This window comes from Pedomonas sp. V897 (genome assembly GCF_051304405.1).
In the GTDB taxonomy this organism is placed as follows: Bacteria; Pseudomonadota; Alphaproteobacteria; order Sphingomonadales; family Sphingomonadaceae; genus Pedomonas.
The window spans coordinates 7,501-32,049 of the sequence record NZ_JBPPGG010000006.1 but is presented as its reverse complement, the minus strand read 5'-3'; the positions used below and the strand labels follow the sequence as shown (position 1 = coordinate 32,049).

The following is a 24,549-nucleotide window of genomic DNA, read 5'->3' as shown; positions in this document are numbered from 1 at the left end:
TCGGACCTGTAGAGAAATATTCATCAACTGTAGCGGGGCGTGTCTGAAATGTTAAGAGCAATGGACTAGCACAGGCAGCAAGAAAGAGTCGCCGGTGGCCTCGGCCGCTGCGTTCGGTTTCTGCCGTTTCCGACTCTTTGCCTCCTTCCGGCCCGGCCTTGTTCCGGGCGCTGTCCGGCCTCTGCCGCTTCCGGCCGCACCAAACCGAGCCTTCAAGAAAGTCCCTGACTGTGACCATGCAAGTGACCTCGTCCGTTTCCGTTCCGAACACCCTCCCCGCGTCCGCGGCGCGCCGGTCGCTGATTCGGGCCCGTCTGTCCCTTGGTATCGCCTCGGTCGCCCTCATGGGCTGGCAGGCTCCGGCGCTCGCCGAAGCGGAGGCGCCGCAGGAGGCGCACGAGGCGATCGTTGTTCTCGGCTCGCGCACCGGTACGGCCAATGTTCTGGAAAGCGCCGCGCCCATTCAGGTGGTGGGCGGCGAGAACCTGCGCGCGACGGCTTCCAACACCCTGTCCGAGGCGCTCCTGAAGACGGTGCCCTCGTTCAACTTCCCGACCTCCGCGCCGTCGTCCAACGCGGCGTCGTTCGTGAAGGGCGTGGCGCTGCGCGGTCTGGCGGCGGACCAGACGCTGGTGCTCATCGACGGCAAGCGCCGTCATGCCACGGCCCAGCTCAACGCCAGCGGCGGCACCACCCGCGGCGCGCAGACGGTTGACCTCAACAGCATTCCGATGAGCGCGGTGGAGCGGGTCGAGGTGCTGCTGGACGGCGCCTCGGCGCAGTACGGCTCGGACGCGGTCGCGGGCGTGGTCAACATCGTGCTGAAGAAGCAGGAGCGCGGCGGCGACATCTCGGCCCGCTACGGCATCAACGACAACGGCGACGGCGAGACCAAGAGCGTGGAGGGCTCGTTCGGCCTGGCGCTGCCGGGCGACGGCTTCCTCACCTTCGCGTTCGACGTGTGGGACATCAACCGCACCCGCCTGTCGGTGCCGGACACCCGCCGCATGTATTTCCCCGGCGACCCGCGCGAGAGCAGCTATCCCAACCGCAACTGGTTCTACGGCTCCGGCGCGTCCGAGCGGCAGAACATCATGCTCAACGCCGAGACGACGGTCGGCGCTGTTACCCTCTACGCGCAGGGCAGCTACGGCTGGCGCAAGGACGAGGGCTTCGGCAACCTGCGCCAGCCCAGCTCCGACCAGACCGTGCGCGCCCTGTTCCCGGACGGCTTCCAGCCGTTCCTCGACGTGAAGTCGCGCGATGCCTCCCTCACCGGCGGCGCGCGCTGGGAATCGGCCCGGGCGGGCGACTTCGACCTCAGCGCCAACTACGGCCGCAACCGGGTGAGCAGCGTGGTGTGGAACACCAACAACGCCAGCCTTGGCGCCGACAGCCCGACCGAGTTCGAGACCGGCGACCTTCTCAACGAGCAGGTCAACGTCAACCTCGACTGGCAGCGCCCCTTCGAGGTGTCGTTCCTGTCCGCGCCGCTCAACGTGGCGGCGGGCGTCACCTACCGGCATGAGGCCTACGAGGTGTTCGAGGGCGACTACGGCTCCTGGGCCAACGGCGGCGTGCCCATTCTCGACGGCCCCAACGCGGGCAAGGTGGCAACGCCCGCCTCGCAGGGCTTCGGCGGCTTCTCGCCGGATGACGCCGGCCGCCTGAGCCGCAACGTCTACGGCGGCTACCTGGAGCTGGAAAACGAGCTGACCGACCGCCTGCGCCTCACCCTGTCGGGCCGCTTCGAGCACTATTCGGACTTCGGCTCCACCACCAACATCCGCGCCGCGACCCGCTACGAGTTCACGCCCGAATTCGCCTGGCGCTTCAGCGCGGGCACCGGCTACCGCGCGCCCTCGCTCGGCCAGTCGGCCTATTCGCGCACCATTCCCAACATCACCAACGGCGTGCTCTCCACCAACCGTCTGGCCCGCGTGGGCAGCACGGAAGCGCGGGCGCTGGGCGCGAAGGATCTGTCGCCGGAGAAGTCGGTCAACCTCTCGACCGGTTTCGTCTGGACGCCGACCCCGGCCTTCTCGGCGACGGTCGATATCTACCAGATCAAGATCGACGACCGCATCGTGCTGTCCGAGACCATGACCGGCGCGCTGGTCCGCCAGGTGCTGACGAACGCGGGCTTCCCCACCTACTCGGGCCTGCAATACTTCACCAACGCGGTGGACACCCGCACGCGCGGCGTTGACATCACCGCGCGCTACCAGATCGACTTCGCCAACGGCGGCGTCCTCGATCTGAGCGCGGGCTTCAACTGGAACGAGACCAAGATCACCCACATCGCGGACCTGCCGCAGGAGCTGGCGGGCTCGGGCATCGCGCTCATCGGCCGGGAGGCCCGGGGCCTCATCGAGGAGGCGAACCCGGATACCTTCATCCGGCTGGCGGCGGACTACAGCCAGGGCAACTTCGATGCCCATGTCTCCGGCGTGCGCTACGGCGTCTACCGCACCCGCCACACCACCAACCCCGACTGGGACCAGCGCTTCAGCCCGCAGGTGGTGGTCAACCTGAGCGCAGGCTACAAGCTGCTCGAGAACCTCAAGCTCTCGGCCAGCATCAACAACCTGTTCAACAGCCACCCGGACAAGGTGCTGCCTGAAATCCGCAACCCGGTCGTGTCCGTCTACTCGGGCCTGTCGCCGGAGGGCGGCGCGGGCCGCGTCTACTTTGCCCGCATCGGCTACACCTTCTGACCCCCTTCACGCGGAGACAGTCCATGAAAGCAGTTGTTCTAGGTCTCGCTCTCACCCTTGCCGGCCCGCTTCTCGCGACGCCTGCGGCGCTGGCCGCCGGGAGCGCGCCGGTGCGCGAGCGCGTCACGCCGGAGGTGCGGCAGGAAATCGTCGCGGCGATCGACGCCTGGCGCGCCGCTGTGGTCAACGGCGACCGCGCGGGCCTCGAGCGCGCCTACCATGAGGATCTGACCTACGGCCACACCGACGGCGGCGTGGAAAACAAGGAAGGCCAGATCAACCGCACCATCGTGCCGGGCCGCCGCTTCACGGCGGTTGACGTGAGCAACCTGGCGGTGCGGGTCTATGGCGACGTGGCCTACGTCACCGCCACCTACGCCTTCCACATTCTCAACGAGGCCGACGGCGCGCAAACCGTCGCCACCCTGCCCGGCCTCGACGTGTGGACCAGGCAGGACGGCCGCTGGCAGCTGATTGCCCGTCAGCTGACCCGCTTCCCGAAATAATTTCCGCTCCCGCATTTTCCCCGGAGGAGTCTCCATGACCTCGCGTTCCATCCGTTCGACCCTGGCCGCCCTGCTCACCGGCGCGCTGCTGCCGCTCACCGTGCAGGCGGCTTCCTTCAGCGAGGCGCAGCTCAAGGCTGCCGCCGATCTCCAGGACCGGATCGTCACCCTCGACCACCATCTGGACATTCCGTTCGACTTCGGCAGCGGCGAGCTGGACGCCGGCAAGGACGGCCCGTCGCAGTTCGATCTGGTGAAGGCCGCGCGCGGTCACCTGAAGGGCGCGGTGGTCGCCATTTTCGTGCCGCAGAACGAGCGCACGCCGGAAGGCTACGCCGCCGCCGCCGCGCTCGGCGAGAAGAAGCTGGCCGCTGTCCAGTCGGTGGTCGCGAAATATCCCGAGCGGGTCGCCATCGCCCACTCGCCCGAGGAGCTGGAGGCGATCGAGAAGTCGGGCCGCTTCGCCATCGTGCTCAGCATCCTCAACGGCAACCTGATCGGCAAGGATCTGTCGCTGCTGGATGTCTGGTACAAGCGCGGCGTGCGCATGTTCGGCTTCACCCACGCGGGCAACAACGACCTGGCCGACTCCTCCCGCCCCAACCTGCTGCGCGGCAACAAGCTGGGCGAGCACGGCGGCCTGTCGCCGCTCGGCCGCGAGGCGGTGGGCCGCCTCAACGACCTCGGCATCATCATCGACGTGTCGCAGATCACGGGCGAGGCGCTGGCGCAGGTGCTGGAGCTGACCCGCGCGCCGGTGGTGGCCTCCCACTCCAACGCCCGGGCGATCATCAACCACCCGCGCAACCTGAGCGACGAGCAGCTTGACGCGATCCGCCGCAACGGCGGTGTGGTGGCGATCAACGCCTACAGCTCGTGGGTCCGCCCGCTGCCGCAGGAAGCGGTGGACAAGGGCAACGCCGTGCGCCGCCGCTACGGCGTACCCGAGGAGCCGACCGTCGCCGGCATCCAGCCGCTGACCGAAGACGGCGTGAAGGTTCTGCCCGAGGACGAATTCAAGAAGTACAGCGACGAGTTCCACGCCATCACCGGTGATCCGCAGTACCGCGCGACGCTGGAGGAATACGTCGACCAGATCGATTACGTGGTGAAGAAGATCGGCGTCGATCACGTCGCCATCTCGTCGGACTTCAACCACGGCGGCGGCGTCATCGGCTGGGGCGACGTGGGCGAGACGGCCAACGTGACGGCGGAGCTGCTGCGCCGCGGCTACAGCGAGGCGGACATCGCCAAGCTGTGGGGCGGCAACTTCCAGCGCGTGTGGAAGCAGGTGCAGGCGCTCGCCAAGACCCCGGCCAAGACCCCGGCGGAGAAGTGAGCATGGAGAGGCGACAGGTTCTTCAGCTGCTGGCGGCGTCGGCCTCGGCGCTGGCCTTCGCCCCGGCGCGGCCGGCATCGGCCGCCGCCGCCACCGCTGCCACCGCCGCCGCGGGCGGGCAGCCGCGCAAGGTGGTGGTCATCGGCGCAGGCATTCTCGGCGCGGCCATCGGCTACGAGCTGTCCAAGCGCGGGGCGGAGGTGACGATCCTCGACCGCGCCGGCCCGGCCGCCGCCACCACCGGCGATTCCTTCGCCTACCTCAATGCCTCCACCAAGGCGTCCTCGCGGCCCTATTACACGCTGAACTGGCTCGGCATGGCGGGCTGGCACGCCTGGCAGAACGAGCCGGGCGCGCCGCTGCCGCTCAAGTGGGCGGGCTCGGTCTACTGGCGGGATGACGCGGCCAAGGCGCGCCAGGTGGCCGAAACCCTCGCCACCGTCCGCGGCTGGGGCTACGCGGGCCAGCCGGTGGACGCGGCGCAGATCCGCCGTCTCCTGCCGGGCGTCACCGTCCCCGGCGCGCCGACGGGCACCTTCTACCCGGAGGAGGGCAGCGTCGATCCGGCCGAGGCCGTCCGCGCCCTGCTGGAGCGGGCGCAGCAGCACGGCGCGACCGTGCGCTATCCGGTGGAAGTCACCAGCCTCATCGTCGAGGACAGCCAGGTGCGCGGCGTGCGCACGAAGGACGGCGAGCTGCGCGCGGACACGGTGGTCATCGCCGCCGGTCACGGCAGCCAGGCGCTGGCGGAATCGCTGGGCGTCGCCCTGCCGCTCACGGCCTCGACCGGCATCCTCGTGCACACGGCACCCCAGCCGCACTTCCTCGACAAGGTGGTGTTCGCCTCCCACAACACCTTCCGCCAGAAGGTGGATGGCCGCGTCGTCATCAGCGGCAGCGGCCACGAGGGCGGCGGCGGCCCCGGCAGCAGCCCGGAGGAGATCGGGCGCGGCATCCTCGCCAGCGCGGCGCAATACCTGCCGCAGCTGCGCGACGCGGAGATCGAGCGCGTGTCGTTCGGCCAGCGCGTCCTGCCGGGCGACAGCTTCCCCATCGTCGGCTTCGCGCCGAAGGTGTCGCAGCTATATGTGGCCGTCTCCCACAGCGGCGTGACGCTGGCGCCGGTGATCGGCCGCTGGGCCGCCACCGAGATCCTCGACGGCGCCCGCGTCGATCTGCTGGACGAAGGCTTCCGGCCGGACCGCTTCGCCTGAGCGGGCATAATCTCCCTGAAAACTGCGTGTACCCTCGGGCGTCGATTTCTACCCTGCGTAGAAATCGACGCTACGGGGGTTTAAACGCTTTCTGAGAGGTTTTTGCCTATCACCGCCAGGGAGGCAGCGGGCCGGTCCGTTTCGGCGCTGCAAGGGGCCTTTACGGGCGATTACGGGCCTTGTCGCGGCGGGGTCTCGCCCCGCTTCACCCTTCGGCGGGCAGGAAGCCGTAGGCGATGTGGTAGGTGCTGCGCGCGCCCTGGGCCTCGAACCGGCGCATCACCCGGGCGAGCTGGCCTGCGGTGAGCGGCGGGCGGCCGGGGGCGGGCACCTGCGCGCCGATGCCCTTGAGCTGGCGCAGGAAGTCCCGGCCGGAGGCGTAGGTCTGCACCATCGGCTCCTCCTCCACCCGCGCGCCGGGCCAGAGCGCAGCCAGTGCCGCCGGGGCGGGGTAGCGGGGCGTCGCCGCCTCGAGGCCGAGGTCGCGGTGGGCCTGCCGCCATTCGTGGAAGCTCTCCGCCGCCATGGTGCTGAAGGCGAGCCAGCCGTGCGGGGCCAGATGGCGGCGCAGGGCGGCGACGCTCTCGCCAAGGCGCTCGAACCACTGGAACGACAGGCTGGAGCAGATGAGGTCGAACCGGGCGTCCGGGTGGAGGCACGGCTGCTCCCCGTCCATCGCCACGAAGGCGGTGCGGGCGTCCGCGCCGAAGCGGTCGCGGGCGGCGGCCACCATGGCGGGGGAGAGGTCGGTGAACACCCATTCGGCCGCGCGCAGGCGGGGCGCGAGCGCGGCGTGGAGCAGCCCGGTGCCGCAGCCGATCTCCAGCACCCGGGGAGCGGCGGGCAGCGGCAGCGCGGCGATGCGTCCGGCCAGGCGCTCCGCCACCTGCCGCTGGACGGCCGCATGCTGGTCATAGGTGGCGGCGGCCTGACCGAAGGCGGCGCGCACCTGTCCCTTGCGTGTCACTGTCGTTCGATCCTCCGGTTGGTGCGGCGGGTATGCCGCACCCGGGGGGGGTCAGTAAACATCCTGTCGATAGAGACCCTGCTCGATCAGCCGGTTCACCCGCTCCGCCCCCAGAATGCGGGTGAAGGCCTCGCGCACCGCCCCGGCCATGCCCTCGGCGCTGCCGCACACATGGATCGCCGCGCCGTCTTCCACCCAGCGCCGCACCGCCTCGCCTTGCTCCAGCAGGCGGTGCTGCACGTAGACGCGGGTGTCCTGATCGCGGGAGAAGGTCAGGGTCACCCGCTCCAGCACCCCTTGCGCCTGCCAGGCCTCGATCTCGTCATGCAGGTGGAAGTCGTGCGCGCGGTTGCGCTCGCCGAAGATCAGCCAGTTGCGGTGGCACCCCCGCGCGGCCTGCCGCTTGAGGTGCGCCCTGAGCCCCGCAAGGCCGGTGCCGTTGCCCACGAGAATCAGCGGGCGCGGCTCCGCCTGCGGGTGGAAGCTGCTGTTGCGGCGCAGGCGCAGCCGGATCTCGCTGCCCACCGGCGCGGTTTCGGTCAGCCAGCCCGAGCCCGCCCCGAGCCGGCCGTCCGGGTGGCGCACCTGGCGGACCAGCAGCTCGACCGCCCCGTCCTCGGGCAGGGAGGCGATGGAATAGCTGCGGTGCGGGCGGTGGCCGGTCGCCGCCTCCGGCGGCCCGGGCAGCTCGATCTCGGCGATGTCCCCCGCCTCCCAGACCGCCCCCCAGGTGGTGGCATCGAGGCGCAGCAGATAGACCGGCCCGCCGACGCTGCCGGGGTTGAGCAGGCGGCGCCCGGTCAGCACCCAGGGGGTGAAGGCGGGGCCGTCGGTGATGTCGCGGGTGACGGCCGCGCCCAGCCGGGCCAGCTCCTGCCGCCACAGGGCGAGGGCGTCCTCGGCGCCGTTGTCCACGTCGATGCGCGCGAACAGGGGCGTGGCCCCGCCCGCCGCCAGCCAGGCGTCCAGCCGCCGGCCGAAGGCGCAGAACTGCGCGTAGCTGCGGTCGCCCAGCGCCAGAACGCCATACCGGAGGTGCGGAAAGTCAGCGGGCGCCGCCATGACCTTGCTGACGAAGCGGAAGGCGTGGGTGGGGGCGTCGCCCTCCCCGGTGGTGCTGACGACGAACAGGGCGCAGGCGGTCTGGCGCAGCGTCTCCGCCTCGACCGCCTCGAGCGGCAGGAGGCGGACATCGCGGCCCGCCGCCCGCAGGCTCCGGGCGGTGCGGGCGGCGAGGTCCTCGGCAGAGCCGCTCTGGCTGGCCCAGGCCACCAGAAGGCCCGCGCCGCTGCCGTTGCCGCTGCCGTTGCCCGAAAGGGCCGCCCGCTGCCGGCGGCGGTAGCGCCACGCGGTCCACAGGCAGAACAGCCCGTAGAGGCAGGCGACAAGGAGGGCGGACGCTAGGCGCAACTCGGGAGACATGGTTCAATCCAGCATGGCGATGAGGGCGGGGGAGAGGATTTCCTCCACCCCCGCGCCGGTGCGGCGGAGCAGACAGGCGGCGATGTCGCGGCGGGTGGCGAGGTCGAGCGCGGCCTCCGCCCCCAGCACGCCGAAGGCGGTGGCGTAGGCGTCCGCCTCCATGCACGAGGGATGCAGCACGGTGGCCGAGATGATGCCGTTGTCGAGGGGCCAGCCGGTGCGCGGGTCGAGGGTGTGGGCGTAGTGGCGCCCCTGCCAGGCAAAGCCGCGCCGGTAGTCGCCCGAGGTGGCGATGGCGAGGCCGTGGAGGGCGACGCGCGTCTCCTGCCAGCCCGGCGCGGCCTGCGGCAGGTGGGGCGGGCGCTCGATGGCGACCCACCAGGGGGAGCCGTCCGGCTTGACGCCCTCGCCGCGCAGCTCGCCGCCGATTTCCAACAGAAAATGGACGAGGCCCGCCTGGCGCAGGCCGTCCGCCACGTGGTCGACCGCAAAGCCCTTGGCGATGCCGGAGAAGTCCAGCCGCACCCCGCCGGGCTGGAGGAGGGACTGGCGGGCCGTGTCGAGGGTGAGGCGCTGCCAGCCGCAGCGGGCGCGGGCCGCCTCGATCTCGCGGGGCGCGGGCGGTTCGGTGCGCGCGGGGGCGGGGCCGAAGCCCCACAGGTCCACCAGTGCGCCGAGGGCGGGGTCGAACGCGCCCCCGCTCTCCGCCGCGACGCGCAGGGCGCAGGCAAGCACGGTGCGAAAGGCGGGCGGCAGCGGGTGCCAGGTGCCGGGCGCGGCGTCGTTGTAGCGGCTGAGGACGGAGCCGGGCTCCCAGTGGCTCATCTGGTCGATGACCTCGGCCAGCCGCTGCTCGACCGCCGCGCGGAGGGTCGCGGCGGAATGGGCCGCCCCCGCCCCCGGCATTGGCACGTAGCGCACCGACCAGGTGGTCCCCATGGTCTGGCCGCCGAGGCTCTCCACCGGGGCGGCGGGAGCCCGGCTGGCGATGGCCAGCGCGGACAGGGCGGCGGGGATGAGAACGCGCATGGGGCGGAACCGGGCGGGCGGGCGCGGGGGCCGGATGGTCCCGCACCCGCCGGAGCCGTTGCGGGTTACTGCTGCATGACCTCGACGGTCATGATGTAGCTGGCGCGGCGGACGCTCGCCTGCGGCACGGAGGTCTTGTTGTCCTCGGCCTGCACCTGCACCCAGTACATGCCCGGCTGCGGGAAGGTGAGGGACACCTCGCCCCTGGCGTTGGTCTCGGCGGTGAGTTCAACCGGCTGGTTGCGGTAGCGGGTGCCGCCCGGCACCGCCAGCACCTTGAGGCCCGCGGCCGGCTGGCCATCCAGCAGGAAGCGGAAGGTGGCGGGCTCGCCCTCCACCAGATCGTTCGGGTGGGTCACCGGCTCAAGCTCCAGGCCCTTGCCGGTGATCCTGAACACTTCCTTCGACAGGTTGCCGTTGGTGACGAAGGTCTCGTTGCGACTGAACGTCTCGGACACCTGGAGATTGGCGGCGTCGGCGGGCAGTTCCTTCAGCTTTTCGACCGGGCCGCGCAGACGCTTGCGCTGGCCGTTCTGCTCGTAGGACGCCATCACCGAATGGCCGCTGGTGCCGATGCGGTAGGTGCCGGTCTGGTCCAGCTTGACGTCAAACACCGAGCGGTAGCGCCCGGTGACGGCGTTCCGGAGCGGAACCTCCGTGCCGTCCGGCGCCGTGACCGTGATGCTGTTCAGCTGCATCGGCATGTGGTCCGGGTCGAACAGGTTGTTGGACACGGCGGCGTCCACGCTCACCCACATGTCCTGGCCCGAGACGTTGGTGGCCGACGGCAGCAGCCAGGCCCGGTGGGCATGGGCGGAGACCGACGCCATGGACAGGGCGGCGACGGCGGCAAGGCTCATCGCCAGGGTCTTGATACGGATCGGCATGGTCATGCTTTCCTGTCCTTTGCTCATTGCTTCAGGGTGAGGGAGACCGCGCCCAGTTCGGTCGCGCCCCTGGCGGTGTCCGTTTTCGGGGAAGCAGGCGGCCACTGGAAGGGGATGCGCACGACTTCGCGCCCGCCCAGCTCGCGGGCGGCCTCGATGACGAACTCGTAGTCGCCCGCCGGCAGCTTCGGCAGCGGCGTCTTGCCTTCGCTGAAGCTGACCTCGTGCGTGCCGGGGGCCCGGGTCGCGCCGCTGACGCCGTCCACCGGCATCTGCAGGGCGCGGCCGCTCTTGCGCCACCACAGCCGCATGTCCGACAGCCACTTGGTGCCGCCGTTGTCCTTCATCTTGACGTCATACCAGACGGCGAGGCTGACCGGCTTTTCCAGCGCCGCGCCCTCGATCCACATGGCGACGTAAGGGCGGTGATATTCGCTGACCGTGAGCCGGGGGATCTCGACGGAGACCGTCATCCCGGCCGCCTGGGCACCGGGCGTCACCGCGAGACCGGCCAGCGCAACCGGACCTGTGAGCCAGAGGGGTTTGAGGGATGTCATGGCAGCCTCATGTCAGTGAATCATCAGGAGGGCGAGAATGAGCGGGACAACCAGACCGAGCCCGACCAGCGGCCAGGTGGAGGGGCGGTTGCCTGCGTAGAACTGGAGCAGCAGCAGCCCGGTCAGCGAAAAGATCAGGCAGGCGGCGGCGAACACATCGAGGAACCAGGACCACGCCCCGCCGGTGTTGCGGCCCTTGTGCAGGTCGTTGAGGTAGGCGATCCAGCCGCGATCGGTCTTCTCGTAGGTGACGTCGCCGCTCTCCCGGTCGACGCTCACCCAGGCGTCCCCGCCGGGGCGGGGCAGGGAGAGGTAGACTTCCTCCTCGGACCATTCGGCGGCGCGGGCCTCCGCATGGACGCCCAGCGTCTCCGCCAGCCACTGGCGCAGGGGCTCGGGCAGCGGCGCGCGGCCGTCTTCCGGCGCGTCCCGCAGCGCGTCCCGCAGCGGCGCGGGCAGGCGGGCCTCCCGCGTCACCACCTCGGGCGCGCCCTCGATATCCGTCGCGTGGTTGAGGGTGATGCCGGTCAAGGCGAACAGAACCATGCCGATGAGGCACACGGCGGAGCTGATCCAGTGCCAGCGCTGCACATGGCGCAGCCAGAACCCCCTGCGGCTCCGGGATGTTGCATCGTCTCGGGCAGTCGAATCGGACATACCGCCTCTATAAAGACTTCGAGGCGAGACCGGTAGTACAAATGAGAGTTATTCGCAAAAGTTAGGGGCCGAAGCGTTGCCGCAGCCCGGCAGGGCGCGGCCCGTCAGGGCCCTGCCTCAGGGGAAGCCTCAGGAGGGTGTGGCTTCAGGGGGAAGCCGGGGGAACGCTGATGCCGAGGCCCTGCGCCACCCGGCGGCCGTAGTCGGGGTCGGCGCGGGCGAAGTGGCCCGCCATCTTCTCCTGCACCACCGCGTCGCACCGGGCGAGGGCGCTGACGAGGTTGCTCACCAGCTCGTCCCGCTCCGCGTCCGAGAACAGGCGCCAGCGCTCGCCCGGCTGGCGGAAGTTGCAGGGCCGCTCGATGGGGATGCGGCCCACCTGCCCCTCGACGAAAATGCGCGGCGGCGGCCCCTGCCGCTCCTGCTGGCGCAGGCCGTGGCGGTTGGAGGGCTCGTAGTTCACGTGCGGGTCCGTGCCCTGATCCGCGCCGTCCACGGCGTAGGACATCTGGCCGCCCCGCTGGTTGGTGGCATAGGGGCATCGCGGCGCGTTGATGGGCAGTTGCAGATAGTTGGGGCCCACCCGGTACCGCTGGGTGTCGGAATAGGCGAAGGTGCGGCCCAGCAGCAGCTTGTCGTCGGAGAAGTCGATGCCGTCCACCAGCACGCCGGTGCCGAAGGCGGCCTGCTCCACCTCGTTGAAATAGTCGGACGGGTTGCGGTCCAGCACCACATGGCCCACGTGGAGCAGGGGGAAGTCCTCCTCCGGCCACAGCTTGGTGGCGTCGAGCGGGTCCCAGTCCAGCTCCGGGTGGTCGTCGTCGCTCATCACCTGGATGAACATGTCCCACTCGGGATAGTCGGCCCGCTCGATGGCCTGGTAGAGATCCTGGGTCGCGTGGTTCCAGTTGGTGGCCTGAAGGGCGCTGGCCTCCTCCTGCCGCAGGTTGCGCACCCCCAGCTTGGGCTGGAAGTGGAACTTGCACAGCACCGTCTGCCCGGCCCCGTTCACCAGCTTGTAGGTGTTGACGCCCGAGCCCTGCATCTCCCGGTAGCTGGCGGGGATGCCCCACGGGCTGAACAGCCACGTCACCATGTGGGTCGACTCCGGCGTCAGGCTCAGGAAGTCGAAAATGCGGCCCGGGTGCTGGACGTTGGTGACCGGGTCCGGCTTGAAGGCGTGGATAAGGTCGGGGAACTTGATGGGGTCGCGGATGAAGAACACCTTCAGGTTGTTGCCGACCAGATCCCAGTTGCCCGCCTCGGTGTAGAACTTGATGGCGAAGCCGCGCGGGTCGCGCAGCGTCTCCGGGCTGTGCGCGCCGTGGATGACGGTCGAGAAGCGCACGAACACGGGGGTCCTGGTGCCCTTGCGGAACACCCGGGCGCGGCTGTACTCCTCCATGGCGAGGTCGCCCGCCCGGCCGGTCGGGATGAACCAGCCGTGCGCGCCCGCGCCCCGGGCATGGACCACCCGCTCGGGGATGCGCTCGCGGTCGAAGTGGGTGATCTTCTCCAGAAACGGGTAATCCTCCAGCACCAGCGGCCCGCGCGCGCCGACGCTGCGGGTGTTCTGGTTGTCGTAGACCGGGTGGCCCTGCCGGGTGGTCAGGCCGACCGTGCCGGGTCTGGACGGGGGCTTGTCCGCCATGGTCTCTCTCCCTGCCGCTGCCGCGCGCCCCGCAGCCGGGGTGCCCGGAACAGGAACGGCCGACCGGCCCGGCTGTTGCGTGCGAACAGTCCGTTGCGGCCGGGCCGCTTGAAAGCGGCCCGGCGGGCGCGCACATTGGCGCCACCGGGGAGTCCCGGGGAGATTCCCCTTGCAGATCCGTGGCCTGGGAGAGCCCTCCCCTGTGCGGGCCGGCCCCTCTGGCAGACAAAGGCAGGTGTCGTGACAGCCCTTTCCATTCTCGATCTGGTTCCGATCATCGAAGGCGGGGATGCGCGCCTTGCCTTCCGCAACAGCCTCGATCTGGCGCAGCACGCCGAACGCTGGGGCTATCGCCGCTTCTGGCTGGCGGAGCATCACAACATGCCGGGCATCGGCAGCTCGGCCACCGCCGTTGCCATCGGCTACATCGCGGGCGGCACCAGCACGATCCGGGTGGGGGCGGGCGGCATCATGCTGCCCAACCACGCGCCGCTGGTGGTGGCGGAGCAGTTCGGCACGCTGGAGTCGCTCTATCCGGGCCGCATCGACCTGGGGCTGGGCCGCGCGCCGGGCACCGATCAGCTCACCGCCCGGGCGCTGCGCCGCGACTTCCTCAACAGCGCCGAGCGGTTTCCGCAGGACGTGGTGGAGCTTCAGCGCTACTTCCAGCCCGCCGAACCGGGGCAAAGTGTCATTGCCGTGCCGGGGGCGGGCTTGCGGGTGCCGATCTGGCTGCTCGGCTCCAGCCTGTTCAGCGCGCAGCTTGCGGCGAGCCTCGGCCTGCCGTTCGCCTTCGCCTCCCACTTCGCGCCCGACCATCTGATGGAGGCGCTGAAGCTCTACCGGTCGCTGTTCCGCCCCTCCGGCGTGCTGGAGAAGCCCTACGCCATGGCGGGCTTCAACGTGTTCGCCGCCGACAGCGAGGCGGAGGCCCGCCGCCTGTTCACCTCGGTGCAGCAGCAGTTCGTCAGGCTGCGGCGCGGGCGGCCCGGGCCGCTGCCGCCGCCGCTGGAGACCCTGGAGGGCTTCTGGACGCCGGCGGAGAAGTTCGGTGTCGAGCACGCCCTGTCCTGCTCCGCCGTTGGCACGCCGGAGCAGGTGGAGGCGGCGCTGAGGGCCTTCATCGCCGAGACCGGGGTCGACGAGATCATGGCGACCGGGCAGATTTACGACCACGCCGCGCGGCTGCGCTCGTTCGAGATTCTGGCGGAGATCGGCCAGCGCCTCGGCGCGAGCGCGCCCGGGGCCTGACGGGCCGCCGCCCCGCGCGGAACGGCCGGGGCGGACAGGTGTTTAGTGGGCAGGAAACCTGGGCGGGGGCTGTCCCTCGTTGCAACGAAGGAGCTCACTCGACATGGCCAACCGGTCTGCTGGAGGCAAATCTTCCCATACGTCTTCCCATACGCGGCGGAATGTGACGGGGACGGAGCGCGTTCTCTCCCTCCTCGGCGGCATCGCCCTGATGGCGGGCGCCCGCCGGGGCAGCCTCGCCAAGCGCGCCCTGTTCGGCCTCGCCAGCGCCTCGCTGCTGGCCCGGGGCGCCACCCGCTACTGCCCGATGAAGGCGCGCATGACGGACAACGTCCCGCTCGATCGCGGCTATGCCAACATGTTCCGCCTTATGGCCAAGCCCTTCCTGTCGGGCACGGCCAGCATCGACAACTTCACCACCCTCTACATCAACGAGTTGCAGGAGCTGCACAACGCCAAGGGCCAGATGCAGGACCTGCTGCAAACGCTGGAGACCGCGGTGGAGCACGGGGCGGTGCGCGAGCTGCTCGGGCGCTACCGCGGCCAGGTGCGGCGGCATCAGGACGAGATCGCGGACATTCTCGCGCGCTGCGACGCCGCCCCGGAGGCGCACGAGGATGACGCCATGGAGGCGCTCGTCCGGGAAACCGAGAAGATGCGCAAAGTCAGCGGATCGGAGGCACTGCGGGACGCCGGGCTGGTCTCCTCCCTCCAGCGGCTGATCCACCACCAGATCGCGGGCATCGGCACGGCGGCCACCTACGCCCGGACGATGGACCGGATGAGCGAGGCCGAAACCCTCCACCGCATCGCCGAGGAGGACAAGGCGGCGGACGACCAGTTCAGCGCCCTGGCGAAGGAGCTGATCAACCCGGCGGCGGCGCGGGATGCCGAGCCGAACATGGTGACGCACGAGCCGGTCCTGCCCTGAGGGCCGGGGGGCGCACCCTTTCCGCCACCTGCCCGCTACATCGGCCAGACGGCGGGGATGACGGCGAGCGCGGTGACGGCGGTGAGCACGGCCAGCGGCAGGCCGAGCTTGCCGAAGTCGGAGAAGCGGTAGCGGCCCGGCCCCATGATGATGGTGTTGTTCTGGTGGCCGAACGGGGTGAGGAAGTCGGCGGAGGCGCCCACCGCCACGGCCATGAGGAAGGCGTCGGGCCGCAGGCTCGCGCCCTCCGCCACGCTGAGCGCGATGGGGGCCATGAGGATGACGGTTGCCGGATTGTTGAGCACCGGCGTGATGGCCATGGTGGTGATGAGCACGCCCGCCAGCAGCGTGTAGGGCCCGGCGTCGCCCGCCAGCCCCAGCATCCAGTGGGCGATGGTGTCGGCCGTGCCCGAGGTCTGGAGCGCCGTACCGATGGGGATCATCGAACCCAGAAGGACGATCACCGTCCAGTCGATCTGCGCCAGCGCCTCGCTCGCGCGGATGACGCGGGTCAGCGCCAGGCCGATGACGCACAGCACGAAGGCGACGGCGGCGGGCACGATCTCGGTCGAGGCGAGCACCACCGCCCCGGCGAACAGCAGGAACGGCAGCGCCCGCCGGGTGGCGGAGAGCTGGAGGCGGCGCGGCGCCAGCGGCAGGCAGCCGAGGTGCTTGACCGCCTCGTGCATGGCCTGCGGCTCGCCCTGCAACAGCAGCACGTCGCCAACGCCCAGGCTTTCCTCGTGGAACCGGCCCTCGAAGCGGCGGCCCTGGCGGGCGGCGGCGAGCAGGCGGATGCCGAAGCGCTCGGGCAGCGCGAGCGAGCCGGGCGTGCTGCCGGGGACCAGCGAGCCGGGGGTGACCACCGCCTCCATCATCGCCGTGCCCTGCACCGGGGGCGTGCCGGCCAGCGTCGCCGCGCCCGATTGCAGGATCGCCTCCAGCCGCCGGGTCTCGGCCTCGATGAGCAGGATGTCCCCGCTTCGGAGTTGTTGCTGCGCCAGCCGCCCGAACAGGCGCTTCTCCTCCCGCACCACGCCGTGGATCTCGATGCCACAGGTGCGCGCGGCGGCCTCCACCGTCTGCCCGGCGAGGGGGGAGTCGGGCGTCACCTCCACCTCGGTCATGTAGTCCATGACGTCAAACACGTCGGGCGAGGCCTCCTCCTCGGCTTCGCTCGCCCGGCGGGCGCTGAACCAGCCGACCACAAGGAGGTAGACGAGCCCCACGCCGGCCACGGCAAGCCCCACCGGCGCGAAGTCGAACAGCGCATAGCGCAGGCCGATCTCCTGATAGCGGAAGTTGGCGATGAGCAGGTTGGGCGGCGTGCCGATGAGGGTGATCATGCCGCCCAGCAGGGTGGCGAAGGAGAGCGGCATGAGCAGGAGCCGCGGCGGGTAGCGGAACCGCCGTGCCGCCGCCAGCGCCAGCGGCAGGATCAGCGCCAGCGCCGCCACGTTGTTCATGAACGCCGAGAGCGCCAGCCCGAGCGTGCACAGGATCGCCATGTGGTGGAACGGGCTGGAGGTCAGCCGCGTCATGCGCACCCCCAGCCGCGCCACCGTGCCGGAGCTGGAGATTGCCGCGCTGATGACCAGCACGGCCGCCACGGTGATCACCGCCGGGTTGCCGAAGCCGGAGAAGGCGTCCTGCGCCGGCACGAGGCCGGTCAGGACGCACAGCATCAGGCTGACGATCGCGATGAGGTCATAGCGCCAGCGGTCCAGGCTCATCGCGATGAGCGTGCCGGCAAGGATCAGCAGCAGGAGACCTTGGCTTGGAATCATGCCCGCAAGGTGCGCCAGCTTTTCCCGATTGGCGAGCCGCTTTCAGCAAAACCTGGCGTTTTCAGGACACTGCGACCAGCCGGGGCTGGTTTGGCATCCATCCGCCGTCCTCGCCCGGCGCGGCCTCGCGGGGGAACACCCCGAAGCGGCGGGGGCGCAGCAGCACCCGGGCGCCGGGGGCGAGCCGCGCGCGGCCATCCACCACCGCCTCGGGCAGCTCCACGCCCAGCGGGTCGGGACTGCCGGGGATGTCCACCTCCAGCCGGAGAAGGCCCGCCAGCCGGCGGCAGGTCCGCACCACGCCCGGAATGGCGCGCGCCCGGTCGTCGCTCAGCTCCAGATCGTGCGAGCGCACATAGAGGAACGCCGGGCCCTCGAAGGTGAGGGGGCGCGCCGGGGCAAGGCCGGTCTCGAAGCCGTTCAGCAACACCAGGCCGCCCTTCACCTGGGCGGGCAGCACGTTGACCGCGCCGAGGAAGCCGTAGACGAACGGCGTTGCGGGCTCGTTGTAGACCTCGTCCGGCGTGCCCACCTGGGCGATCTGGCCGTCATGGATGATGACCACCCGGTCGGCCAGCTCCAGCGCCTCCTCCTGATCGTGGGTGACGAACACCGTGGTGTGGCGGGTCTTGTCGTGCAGATCGCGCAGCCAGCGGCGCAGATCCTTGCGCACCTGCGCGTCGAGCGCGCCGAAGGGCTCGTCCAGCAGCAGGAGGGTGGGGTCGATGGCCAGGGCCCGCGCCAGCGCCACGCGCTGCCGCTGACCGCCCGAAAGCTGGGGCGGATAGCGCTTCTCCAGCCCCTCCAGCTGCACCAGCGCCAGCAGCTCGCGCACCTTGTCGGCGATGGCCTCGCGGTTCGGCCGCTCCCGGCGCGGGCGCACCTTGAGGCCGAAGGCGATGTTGTCGAACACGGTCATGTGGCGGAACAGGGCGTAGTGCTGGAACACGAAGCCGATGTGCCGCTCCTGCACCGTCTTGCGGGAGGCGTCCTCCTGGCCGAAGTAGATGGAGCCGCCGGTGGGCGTGTCGAGCCCGGCGATCAGCCGCAGGAGGGTGGTCTTGCCCGAGCCGGACGGGCCGAGCAGGGCGATCAGCTCGCCTTCCCGGATGTCCAGGTCGAGCCCGCGCAGCACCTGCACGCCGCGGAATTCCTTGGTGAGGTTGCGGATCGATACGTCCATCACTGTCCTCCTACAGGCGGCGGCTGGCGGCCAGTTCGGCGCCGTGACGCCACTCCAGCAGGCTCTTGAGGCCGAGCGTCAGGAAGGCCAGCAGGGCCAGCAGGCACGCAACGGCGAACGCAGCCACGAAGTTGTACTCATTATAGAGGATTTCAACGTGCAGCGGGGTGGTATTCGTCATGCCGCGAATATGGCCCGAAACCACCGAGACCGCGCCGAATTCGCCCATGGCGCGGGCGTTGCACAGCAGCACGCCATAGAGCAGGCCCCAGCGGATGTTGGGGAGGGTGACGCGCCAGAAGGTCTGCCAGCCGCTGGCGCCCAGCGACAGGGCGGCTTCCTCCTCCTCCGCCCCCTGCTCCTGCATCAGCGGGATCAGCTCGCGGGCGACGAACGGCACGGTCACGAAGACGGTGGCCAGCACGATGCCCGGCACGGCGAAGATGATCTCGATGTTGTTTTCGGCCAGCCACTGGCCGAGCAGGCTGTGGCTGCCGAACAGCAGCACGTAGATGAGGCCCGAGATCACCGGGGAGACGGAGAACGGCAGGTCGATGAGCGTGACCAGCACGCTCTTGCCCCGGAAGTCGAACTTGGCGACCGTCCAGGCGGCCGCCAGCCCGAACAGGGTGTTGAGCGGCACGGCGATGGCGGCAACCACGAGGGTCAGGCGCACGGCAGCGAGCGCGTCGGGCTCGGTGATGGCGGCGGTGAAGCCCTCCCAGCCGTTGCGGAAGGCCTCGGCGAACACCATAGCCAGCGGCAGGAACAGCAGCAGCGCCAGGAAGGTGAGCGCCCCGGTTATCAGGAGCACGCGGGTGACGCGGCGCTCCTGCGTGGCGCGGGGCGAGGACAGCGTGACGGTGGTCGCCTCAGCCATTGCCGATCCTCCGGCGGTTCCACGCCTGAACGGCATTGATGAAGAACAGAAGGACGAAGGAGATGAGCAGCATGGCAACGGCGACGGCCGTTGCGCCCTCATAGTCGAATTCCTCGAGCCGGATGACGATGAGCAGCGGCGCGATCTCGGAGACGTAGGGGATGTTGCCGGCGATGAAGATGACCGAGCCGTACTCGCCCACCGCCCGGGCCAGCGCCAGGGCAAAGCCGGTCAGCAAGGCGGGCAGCACGGTCGGCAGGATCACGCGGGTGATGGTCTGCCAGCGGGTGGCGCCCAGTGTGGCGGCGGCCTCCTCCAGCTCCCGGTCCAGCTCCTCCAGCACGGGCTGGACGGTGCGGACCACGAACGGCAGGCCGATGAAGGTGAGGGCCACGATGATGCCCAGCGGCGTGTAGGCCACCTTGATGCCGAGCGGGTCGAGCAGGCTGCCGACCCAGCCGTTGGGAGCGTAGAGGGTGGCGAGCGCAATGCCCGCCACCGCCGTCGGCAGCGCGAACGGCAGGTCGATCAGGGCGTCCACCAGCCGGCGGCCGGGGAAGGAATAGCGGGTCAGCACCCAGGCGAGCAGCAGCCCGGTGACCGCATTGATGGCGGCTGCCACCAGCGCCGTCACGAAGCTGAGCCGGAGCGCACCCAGGGCGCGCTCCTCCGCCACCACATGCCAGAACCCCTCCCACCCGAGCGCGGCGCTGCTGACGAACAGCCCGCCAAGCGGGATGAGGACGATCAGGCCGAGCCAGAGCAGGGTGTAGGCAAGGGTGAGGCGGAAGCCGGGCAGAATGCTCGGCTCCTTCCACCCCCGGCCCCGGGCGGCGGACCGGATGGGGTCCGGCCCGTCATATCCAGCTGTTGCGGTGGTTGCGCTCATGCATCTCCTCGCAGGTTGCCAGCCCCAGTTTACCACGCGATCGACAGGCGGGTAGCGAAGGCATCACCGTCTGTCTCGACGCCGCGACGGGTCGTGTCGAAGCGTACCCAATTCAGCAGAACGCGTATGTAGGGATTTGCGTACCAGTTGAGGCCGACGGTGAAATTCTCCTGCCGGCCGCCCTGCACGGTGCCGTCGTTGAGGCCGAGCGCGCTGTAGCGGGCCGCAAGCTGGAAGGCGCCCCAGCCGCCGTCCTTGGGCGAGAGGCTGCGGTTCGGCACCAGGCGGGTGAGAACGCCATCCTTGTAGGGCAGGCGCTCGCCGGTCAGGAACCAGCCCGCCTGCACATAGCCGCCATCGAAGTTGACGTCGGAGAAGCCGTTCGGGCGGTTCACGTCGGTGCGGCCATACTCCGCCTGCACGAAGAACGGACCCGACGCGCCGATGAACTCCGCGCCCACGAACGTATAGCTGTCGGCCGAGAAGGCGGAGGTGTCGACCAGGCGCGCGCCATCCACGCGCACCTCGGGCCGGTCGCCGAAGCGCACGGTCTTGCGGCCGCCCGTATCCCGCCAGAAGCCGGAGAGGCCGAGGTGGACAAGGTTGTCGTCGGTGTTGACTGGCGTCACCACCAGGCGGCCATGGAAGCCGTAGCCCTCATCGGCGCCGGACGCGCCGGTGATGGTGGTGTTCTCGCCGAACACGCCGAGCGTCAGGTTCCAGTCCTTCTGGCTGTATTTGGCGGAAATGCCCAGCTTGAAGTCGCCGCCGCCGTTCTTGCGGTCGAGGAACGCCTCGGAGAAGGAGGCGCGCTCCAGGAACGTCAGGAAGCTGGAGGAGGTCAGCTGGTCGAGGCCGTTGGGCGTCTTGTGCTGGCCGATGGTGATCGAGAGATCCTTGAAGCCGTTGTACTGGATGAAGGCGTCCTTGATGTCCACCTCCGCGCCGCTGCTGTCGTCGCGGCCGGCGTTGGCCAGGTCGGCCTCCAGGCGATAGGCCCAGTCCGTGAACAGCTTGCCGTCGATGCCGAGGCGGGCGCGGCGCAGCTCGACGCCGTTGCTGAAGTCGCGGTTGCCCCGCCGCAGGTCGAAGAAGGCCGTGTCCAGCTCCATGCGGCCGCGCACCTTGAAGGAAAAGGCGCCGTCCGCGCTCGTCCACTGCGGCGAGGGCGAGAACTTGACCGAGTCCTTCGGCTTTGGCGCCTCCGCCTGCGCGGTCGCCACCGGGGCCGGAGCCGCCGCAGCCGTGACGGCCGGGGTCTGGGCGGGCGCGGGCGCTGCCGCCGTCCCGGCGGCGCGCTCGGCCTTGAGCTGGTTCACTTCCGCCCGCAGCGCCTCGATCTGGCGCTCCAGCGCCTCGATGCGCGGGTCGGGGCGGGCCTCCTGAGCGGCGGCGGCATGGGCAGCGGCGATGGCAAGCACGCTGCTCGCGAGCGCAATCCGCCCCCTGCCTCCTCTGCGAGTTGGTGTCATGAGCGCATTCCCCAATTGCGTGAATTTTTATGGATCTGGTGCCGGGTTACCGGGCCGGGCGGTAGATCTGGTCGAACAGGCCGCCATCGGCGAAGAACTTCGGCTGCACCTTGGCCCATCCGCCGAAATCCTCGATGGACAGCAGTTCGATTTTGGCGAACCGCTTCATGTCCTTGGGGTCGGCCAGCTCGGGCTTGAACGGGCGGTAAAAGTTGCGGGCGGCGATGCGCTGCCCCTCGGCGGAATAGAGATATTCGAGGTAGGCCTGGGCCACCTTCAGGGTGCCCTTCTGTTTGGCGTTGCCCACCACGAGGGCAACCGGCGGTTCGGCCTTGATGGAAATGGAGGGGGCGACGATCTCGAATTTGTCCGGCCCCAGTTCGTTGAGCGCGAGGAAGGCCTCGTTCTCCCACGCCAGCAACACGTCCCCGATGCCGCGCTGCACGAAGGTGGTGGTGGAGCCGCGCGCGCCCGTGTCCAGCACCGGCACGTTCTTGAACAGGGCGGTGATGTACTGGCGGGCCTTGGCCTCATCGCCCTTGTAATGCTTCAGCGCCCAGCCCCAGGCCGCCAGGAAGTTCCAGCGCGCGCCGCCCGAGGTCTTGGGGTTGGGGGTGATGACCTTCACGTCGGAGCGGACAAGGTCGCTCCAGTCCCTGATCTTCTTCGGGTTGCCCTTCTTGACCAGGAACACGATGGTCGACACGTAGGGCGCGCTGTTGTTGGGCAGGCTCTTGCGCCAGTTGGCGGGAATCTTGCCGGTTTTCTCGGCGATGACGTCAATGTCGGCTTCCAGCGCCAGCGTCACCACGTCGGCGGGGAGGCCGTCGATCACAGCCCGGGCCTGCTTGCCCGAGCCGCCATGGGACTGGCGAACGGTGATGGTCTCGCCGGTCTTCTGCTTCCAGTACCTGGTGAAGGCGGCGTTGTAGTCGCGATACAGCTCGCGCGTCGGATCGTACGAGACGTTCAGCAGGGTGGTGGCGGCGTTCGCCGTCCCCGCGGCCAGGATTGAAATGGCTGCCGCTGCCGCGAACAGGAGCGCGGATCGGCGGGTCGTGTCGCGAGTTATAGCCATTGCCAACTCCGTTCATTGGTGGTGGGCTATATCTCGACCGATTTCATAGACTATGTCGAGAAAGAAAAAACCTGCTTCGACCAAGGGAAGCTTTACAAACAGAACGCAGGAGAAAAGAAACGGCTCCCTCCCGGATTAATCGTATTTCTTATGCGATCAGGGCCCGCACCTGATTGTCGGCTTCACTTTCGGCCATCAGCGTATCGTAAAGCGTTGTGGTGTCCAGAATTCGGGCGGACGCTTCATAGGCGCGGGCGAAGACCTGGCGGATGCCGCAGGCGGTCTCGTCGTGGCAATCGTCGCAGCGGCGGTAGGCCATTCGGCTGAGGCACGGCAGCGGCGCCTGCGGCCCGTCCACGATGCGCAGGATCTGGCCGAGGGTGATCTCGCGCGGGTTCTTGAGCAGGCCATAGCCGCCGCCCCGGCCGCGCCGGCTGTGCACCAGGCCCCGGTTCTTCAGGTCGAGCAGGATCTGCTCCAGAAACTTCTTCGGGATGCGCTGGCGATCCGCAATGTCGGTGATCAGCAGCGCCTCGCCCGCATCGGCCCGCGCCAACTCCAGCAAGGCGCGCAGAGCGTATTTGGCTTTCTGCGAAATCATCAGCGCGGTGCTCCTCGGGTCACTACCTCGACAAACAGACGAGTGGCACGAACGGGTCGGCCCCTCGGGAAGAAGGCCTTCTCTCCAATCATATAAGCCTTCGCGCGGCATTTTGCGAACGATAGTTGCGCAAGGGGCAACCCTGAGGCGTCGCGGACACACCGCCGTCTTTGAATGTCATTTATGACACTTTGCCGAAGGGCGGCGTGGAGTGTCACCAGGGGTGGGGATAAGCACTCCTGAACCGCCCCGCGAGCCTTGTGTGCCCCTCGGGAGGAGACGGCAAAGTGTCACGCTTCGCGCCCGGTTGGCCGGGCGCGGGTCAAGGAGGGGAGGGGCAACCCGATGGGAGGGGCGGCTAGAGCAGCCGGCCGATCCGGTCGCCCTCGCGGAACGCCTCCAGGGCCGAGCGGGGCGCGACCACGTCGCCGACGAGGGTGGTCGGCGCGAAGGAGCGGCACAGGTCGGCCAGTTCATCGCGCGGGACACCGACGACGCCCGCCACGATGAAGTCGAACGGCGCGCGCACGGTCTCGGCGGTGCGGCCGTCCTCCAGCACCGCTTCGCCGTTCTCGATGCGGGTGCAGCGGGTCTGGGGCATGGTGCGCACCCCCCACTTGGGCAGGAGGCCGAGGTAATCGGCCAGGTGGGTGAAGCCCAGATTGGCGCCCCAGGTGAGGTAGGGCGTCGCCACCGTCACCTTGGCGCCCCTGTTGACGAGGGCTTCCACGCACAGGGCGGTCTCGTAGGTGGCGCGCAGGTCCACCAGCAGCGCGCGGGTGCCGGTCATGTCGAAGGTCTGGCCCTCGAACCGGGCCTCGACGGCGGCGTCGATGTCGAGGACGGGGATGCTGCCGTCGTTCGGGATGGCGAGGTCGGGGGAGGGGGTGGCGCCCGTCGCCAGCACGATGGCGTCGGGAGCGTGGGCGCGGAGGAAGGCCTCGTCCACGGTGGTCTGGAGCCGGATGTCCACCGACAGCAACGCCAGCTCCTGCTCCAGCCAGGAGGTGGCCGCCAGCAGGTTGGAGGACGGGCCGAGGTTTTCCACCAGGGTGAGCCGGCCGCCAAGGCGCGTGCCGGATTCCGCCAGCGTGACGGTATGGCCCCGGCGCGCGGCGATTTCCGCCGCCTTCATGCCCGCCGGGCCGCCGCCGATCACCAGCACGCGCTTGGGCTCGACCGGCCGCTTCGCCAGTTCGGCCAGGCGGTTTTCCTCGCCCACCTCCGGGTTGTGGAAGCAGGTGATCGGATAGAGGCCGACCCGGTCGATGCAGCCCTGGTTGGAGCCGGTGCAGGGCCTGATCCGCGCCAGCTGCCCGGCCGCGATCTTCTGGACCAGATCCGGGTCGGCGATCTGGGCGCGGGTCATGCCGACCAGATCGCAGCAGCCCTCCTCCAGGGCGCGCTCGGCCAGATCGACCGTCGGGATCTTGTTGACGCCGATGATCGGAATGCGCGCCTGGATACGCTCGCGCAGCGCCCTGGTGTTGGGCAGCGTCTTGCCGAAGGGGTGGCGGAAGGACCCGATGAC

At 69.7% G+C, this 24,549-nt stretch carries 21 protein-coding genes (1 of these 21 only partly in view); 6 read left to right on the top strand and 15 right to left on the bottom strand.

All coding sequences use genetic code 11. The features are described from left to right. Positions 1–236 precede the first annotated feature (236 nt). Genes ACSJJU_RS13370 through ACSJJU_RS13355 form a run of 4 tightly spaced genes read left to right on the top strand, consistent with a single transcriptional unit; the run spans position 237 to position 5,776 of the window. A complete protein-coding gene (locus tag ACSJJU_RS13370) occupies positions 237–2,717 on the top strand; it encodes a TonB-dependent receptor plug domain-containing protein (protein ID WP_435916153.1) in 2,481 nt (826 codons plus the stop codon). A gap of 23 nt (positions 2,718–2,740) precedes the next feature. Beyond that, a complete protein-coding gene (locus ACSJJU_RS13365; protein ID WP_435916091.1) occupies positions 2,741–3,223 on the top strand; it encodes a nuclear transport factor 2 family protein in 483 nt (160 codons plus the stop codon). A gap of 34 nt (positions 3,224–3,257) precedes the next feature. Continuing rightward, positions 3,258–4,562, top strand: coding sequence for a dipeptidase (locus ACSJJU_RS13360; RefSeq protein ID WP_435916090.1), 1,305 nt, complete (start codon positions 3,258–3,260; stop codon positions 4,560–4,562). 2 nt (positions 4,563–4,564) lie between these two features. After that, on the top strand, positions 4,565–5,776 hold the full coding sequence (locus ACSJJU_RS13355) for an NAD(P)/FAD-dependent oxidoreductase (protein ID WP_435916088.1): 1,212 nt from the start codon (positions 4,565–4,567) through the stop codon (positions 5,774–5,776). Positions 5,777–5,981: 205 nt separating this feature from the next. Here the strand turns inward: ACSJJU_RS13355 and ACSJJU_RS13350 are convergent, their stop codons facing one another. The 7 genes from ACSJJU_RS13350 to ACSJJU_RS13320 all read right to left on the bottom strand — a co-directional run bounded on the left by ACSJJU_RS13350 (position 5,982) and on the right by ACSJJU_RS13320 (position 12,946). After that, positions 5,982–6,743, bottom strand: coding sequence for a methyltransferase domain-containing protein (locus ACSJJU_RS13350; protein WP_435916086.1), 762 nt, complete (start codon positions 6,741–6,743; stop codon positions 5,982–5,984). A 51-nt stretch (positions 6,744–6,794) separates the two neighbouring features. Next, on the bottom strand, positions 6,795–8,165 hold the full coding sequence (locus ACSJJU_RS13345; protein WP_435916084.1) for a sulfite reductase subunit alpha: 1,371 nt from the start codon (positions 8,163–8,165) through the stop codon (positions 6,795–6,797). Between the two features lie 3 nt (positions 8,166–8,168). After that, entirely contained in the window at positions 8,169–9,194 is a 1,026-nt protein-coding gene (locus ACSJJU_RS13340) for an FAD:protein FMN transferase (protein WP_435916083.1), read from the bottom strand. A gap of 65 nt (positions 9,195–9,259) precedes the next feature. After that, a complete protein-coding gene (locus tag ACSJJU_RS13335) occupies positions 9,260–10,087 on the bottom strand; it encodes a DUF4198 domain-containing protein (RefSeq protein ID WP_435916081.1) in 828 nt (275 codons plus the stop codon). 17 nt (positions 10,088–10,104) lie between these two features. Beyond that, positions 10,105–10,638 carry a DUF2271 domain-containing protein gene (locus tag ACSJJU_RS13330; protein WP_435916079.1) on the bottom strand — a complete coding sequence of 178 codons (534 nt, stop codon included), beginning with the start codon at positions 10,636–10,638 and terminating at the stop codon, positions 10,105–10,107. A gap of 12 nt (positions 10,639–10,650) precedes the next feature. Beyond that, entirely contained in the window at positions 10,651–11,295 is a 645-nt protein-coding gene (locus tag ACSJJU_RS13325; protein WP_435916078.1) for a PepSY-associated TM helix domain-containing protein, read from the bottom strand. Positions 11,296–11,440: 145 nt separating this feature from the next. Beyond that, the gene (locus ACSJJU_RS13320; RefSeq protein WP_435916076.1) at positions 11,441–12,946 is read right to left on the bottom strand and encodes a catalase; all 1,506 of its coding nucleotides are present in this window, start codon (positions 12,944–12,946) and stop codon (positions 11,441–11,443) included. A 240-nt stretch (positions 12,947–13,186) separates the two neighbouring features. Here ACSJJU_RS13320 and ACSJJU_RS13315 point away from each other — a divergent pair, with 240 nt between their 5' ends. Both ACSJJU_RS13315 and ACSJJU_RS13310 read left to right on the top strand, forming a co-directional pair. Continuing rightward, entirely contained in the window at positions 13,187–14,197 is a 1,011-nt protein-coding gene (locus ACSJJU_RS13315) for an LLM class flavin-dependent oxidoreductase (RefSeq protein WP_435916075.1), read from the top strand. 163 nt (positions 14,198–14,360) lie between these two features. Continuing rightward, a complete protein-coding gene (locus ACSJJU_RS13310; RefSeq protein ID WP_435916074.1) occupies positions 14,361–15,128 on the top strand; it encodes a DUF892 family protein in 768 nt (255 codons plus the stop codon). Between the two features lie 35 nt (positions 15,129–15,163). On the opposite strand, the gene ACSJJU_RS13305 is transcribed toward ACSJJU_RS13310, so the two are convergent. From ACSJJU_RS13305 to ACSJJU_RS13270, 8 genes are all read right to left on the bottom strand, one after another. Beyond that, positions 15,164–16,915 (bottom strand): SLC13 family permease, encoded by a 1,752-nt coding sequence (locus ACSJJU_RS13305; protein WP_435916072.1) that lies wholly within the window; start codon positions 16,913–16,915, stop codon positions 15,164–15,166. A gap of 61 nt (positions 16,916–16,976) precedes the next feature. Next, positions 16,977–18,098, bottom strand: coding sequence for a sulfate/molybdate ABC transporter ATP-binding protein (locus ACSJJU_RS13300; protein ID WP_435916071.1), 1,122 nt, complete (start codon positions 18,096–18,098; stop codon positions 16,977–16,979). A gap of 10 nt (positions 18,099–18,108) precedes the next feature. After that, positions 18,109–18,978: a sulfate ABC transporter permease subunit CysW gene (gene cysW, locus ACSJJU_RS13295; protein ID WP_435916069.1), complete on the bottom strand. Its 870-nt coding sequence runs from the start codon at positions 18,976–18,978 to the stop codon at positions 18,109–18,111. Beyond that, entirely contained in the window at positions 18,971–19,867 is an 897-nt protein-coding gene (cysT, locus tag ACSJJU_RS13290) for a sulfate ABC transporter permease subunit CysT (protein WP_435916067.1), read from the bottom strand. The genes cysW and cysT overlap by 8 nt, the downstream gene beginning before the upstream one ends. Positions 19,868–19,896: 29 nt before the next feature. Beyond that, positions 19,897–21,339: an OprO/OprP family phosphate-selective porin gene (locus ACSJJU_RS13285; protein WP_435916066.1), complete on the bottom strand. Its 1,443-nt coding sequence runs from the start codon at positions 21,337–21,339 to the stop codon at positions 19,897–19,899. A gap of 46 nt (positions 21,340–21,385) precedes the next feature. Then, a complete protein-coding gene (locus ACSJJU_RS13280) occupies positions 21,386–22,417 on the bottom strand; it encodes a sulfate ABC transporter substrate-binding protein (protein ID WP_435916065.1) in 1,032 nt (343 codons plus the stop codon). Positions 22,418–22,565: 148 nt separating this feature from the next. Further along, positions 22,566–23,018 carry an RrF2 family transcriptional regulator gene (locus ACSJJU_RS13275; protein WP_435916064.1) on the bottom strand — a complete coding sequence of 151 codons (453 nt, stop codon included), beginning with the start codon at positions 23,016–23,018 and terminating at the stop codon, positions 22,566–22,568. A gap of 358 nt (positions 23,019–23,376) precedes the next feature. Beyond that, on the bottom strand, positions 23,377–24,549 hold the 3' portion of the coding sequence (locus tag ACSJJU_RS13270) for an FAD-dependent oxidoreductase (RefSeq protein WP_435916062.1). 786 nt of this gene lie beyond the right edge of the window; the window shows 1,173 of its 1,959 coding nt (coding positions 787–1,959); the start codon falls outside the window, past its right edge; the stop codon is at positions 23,377–23,379.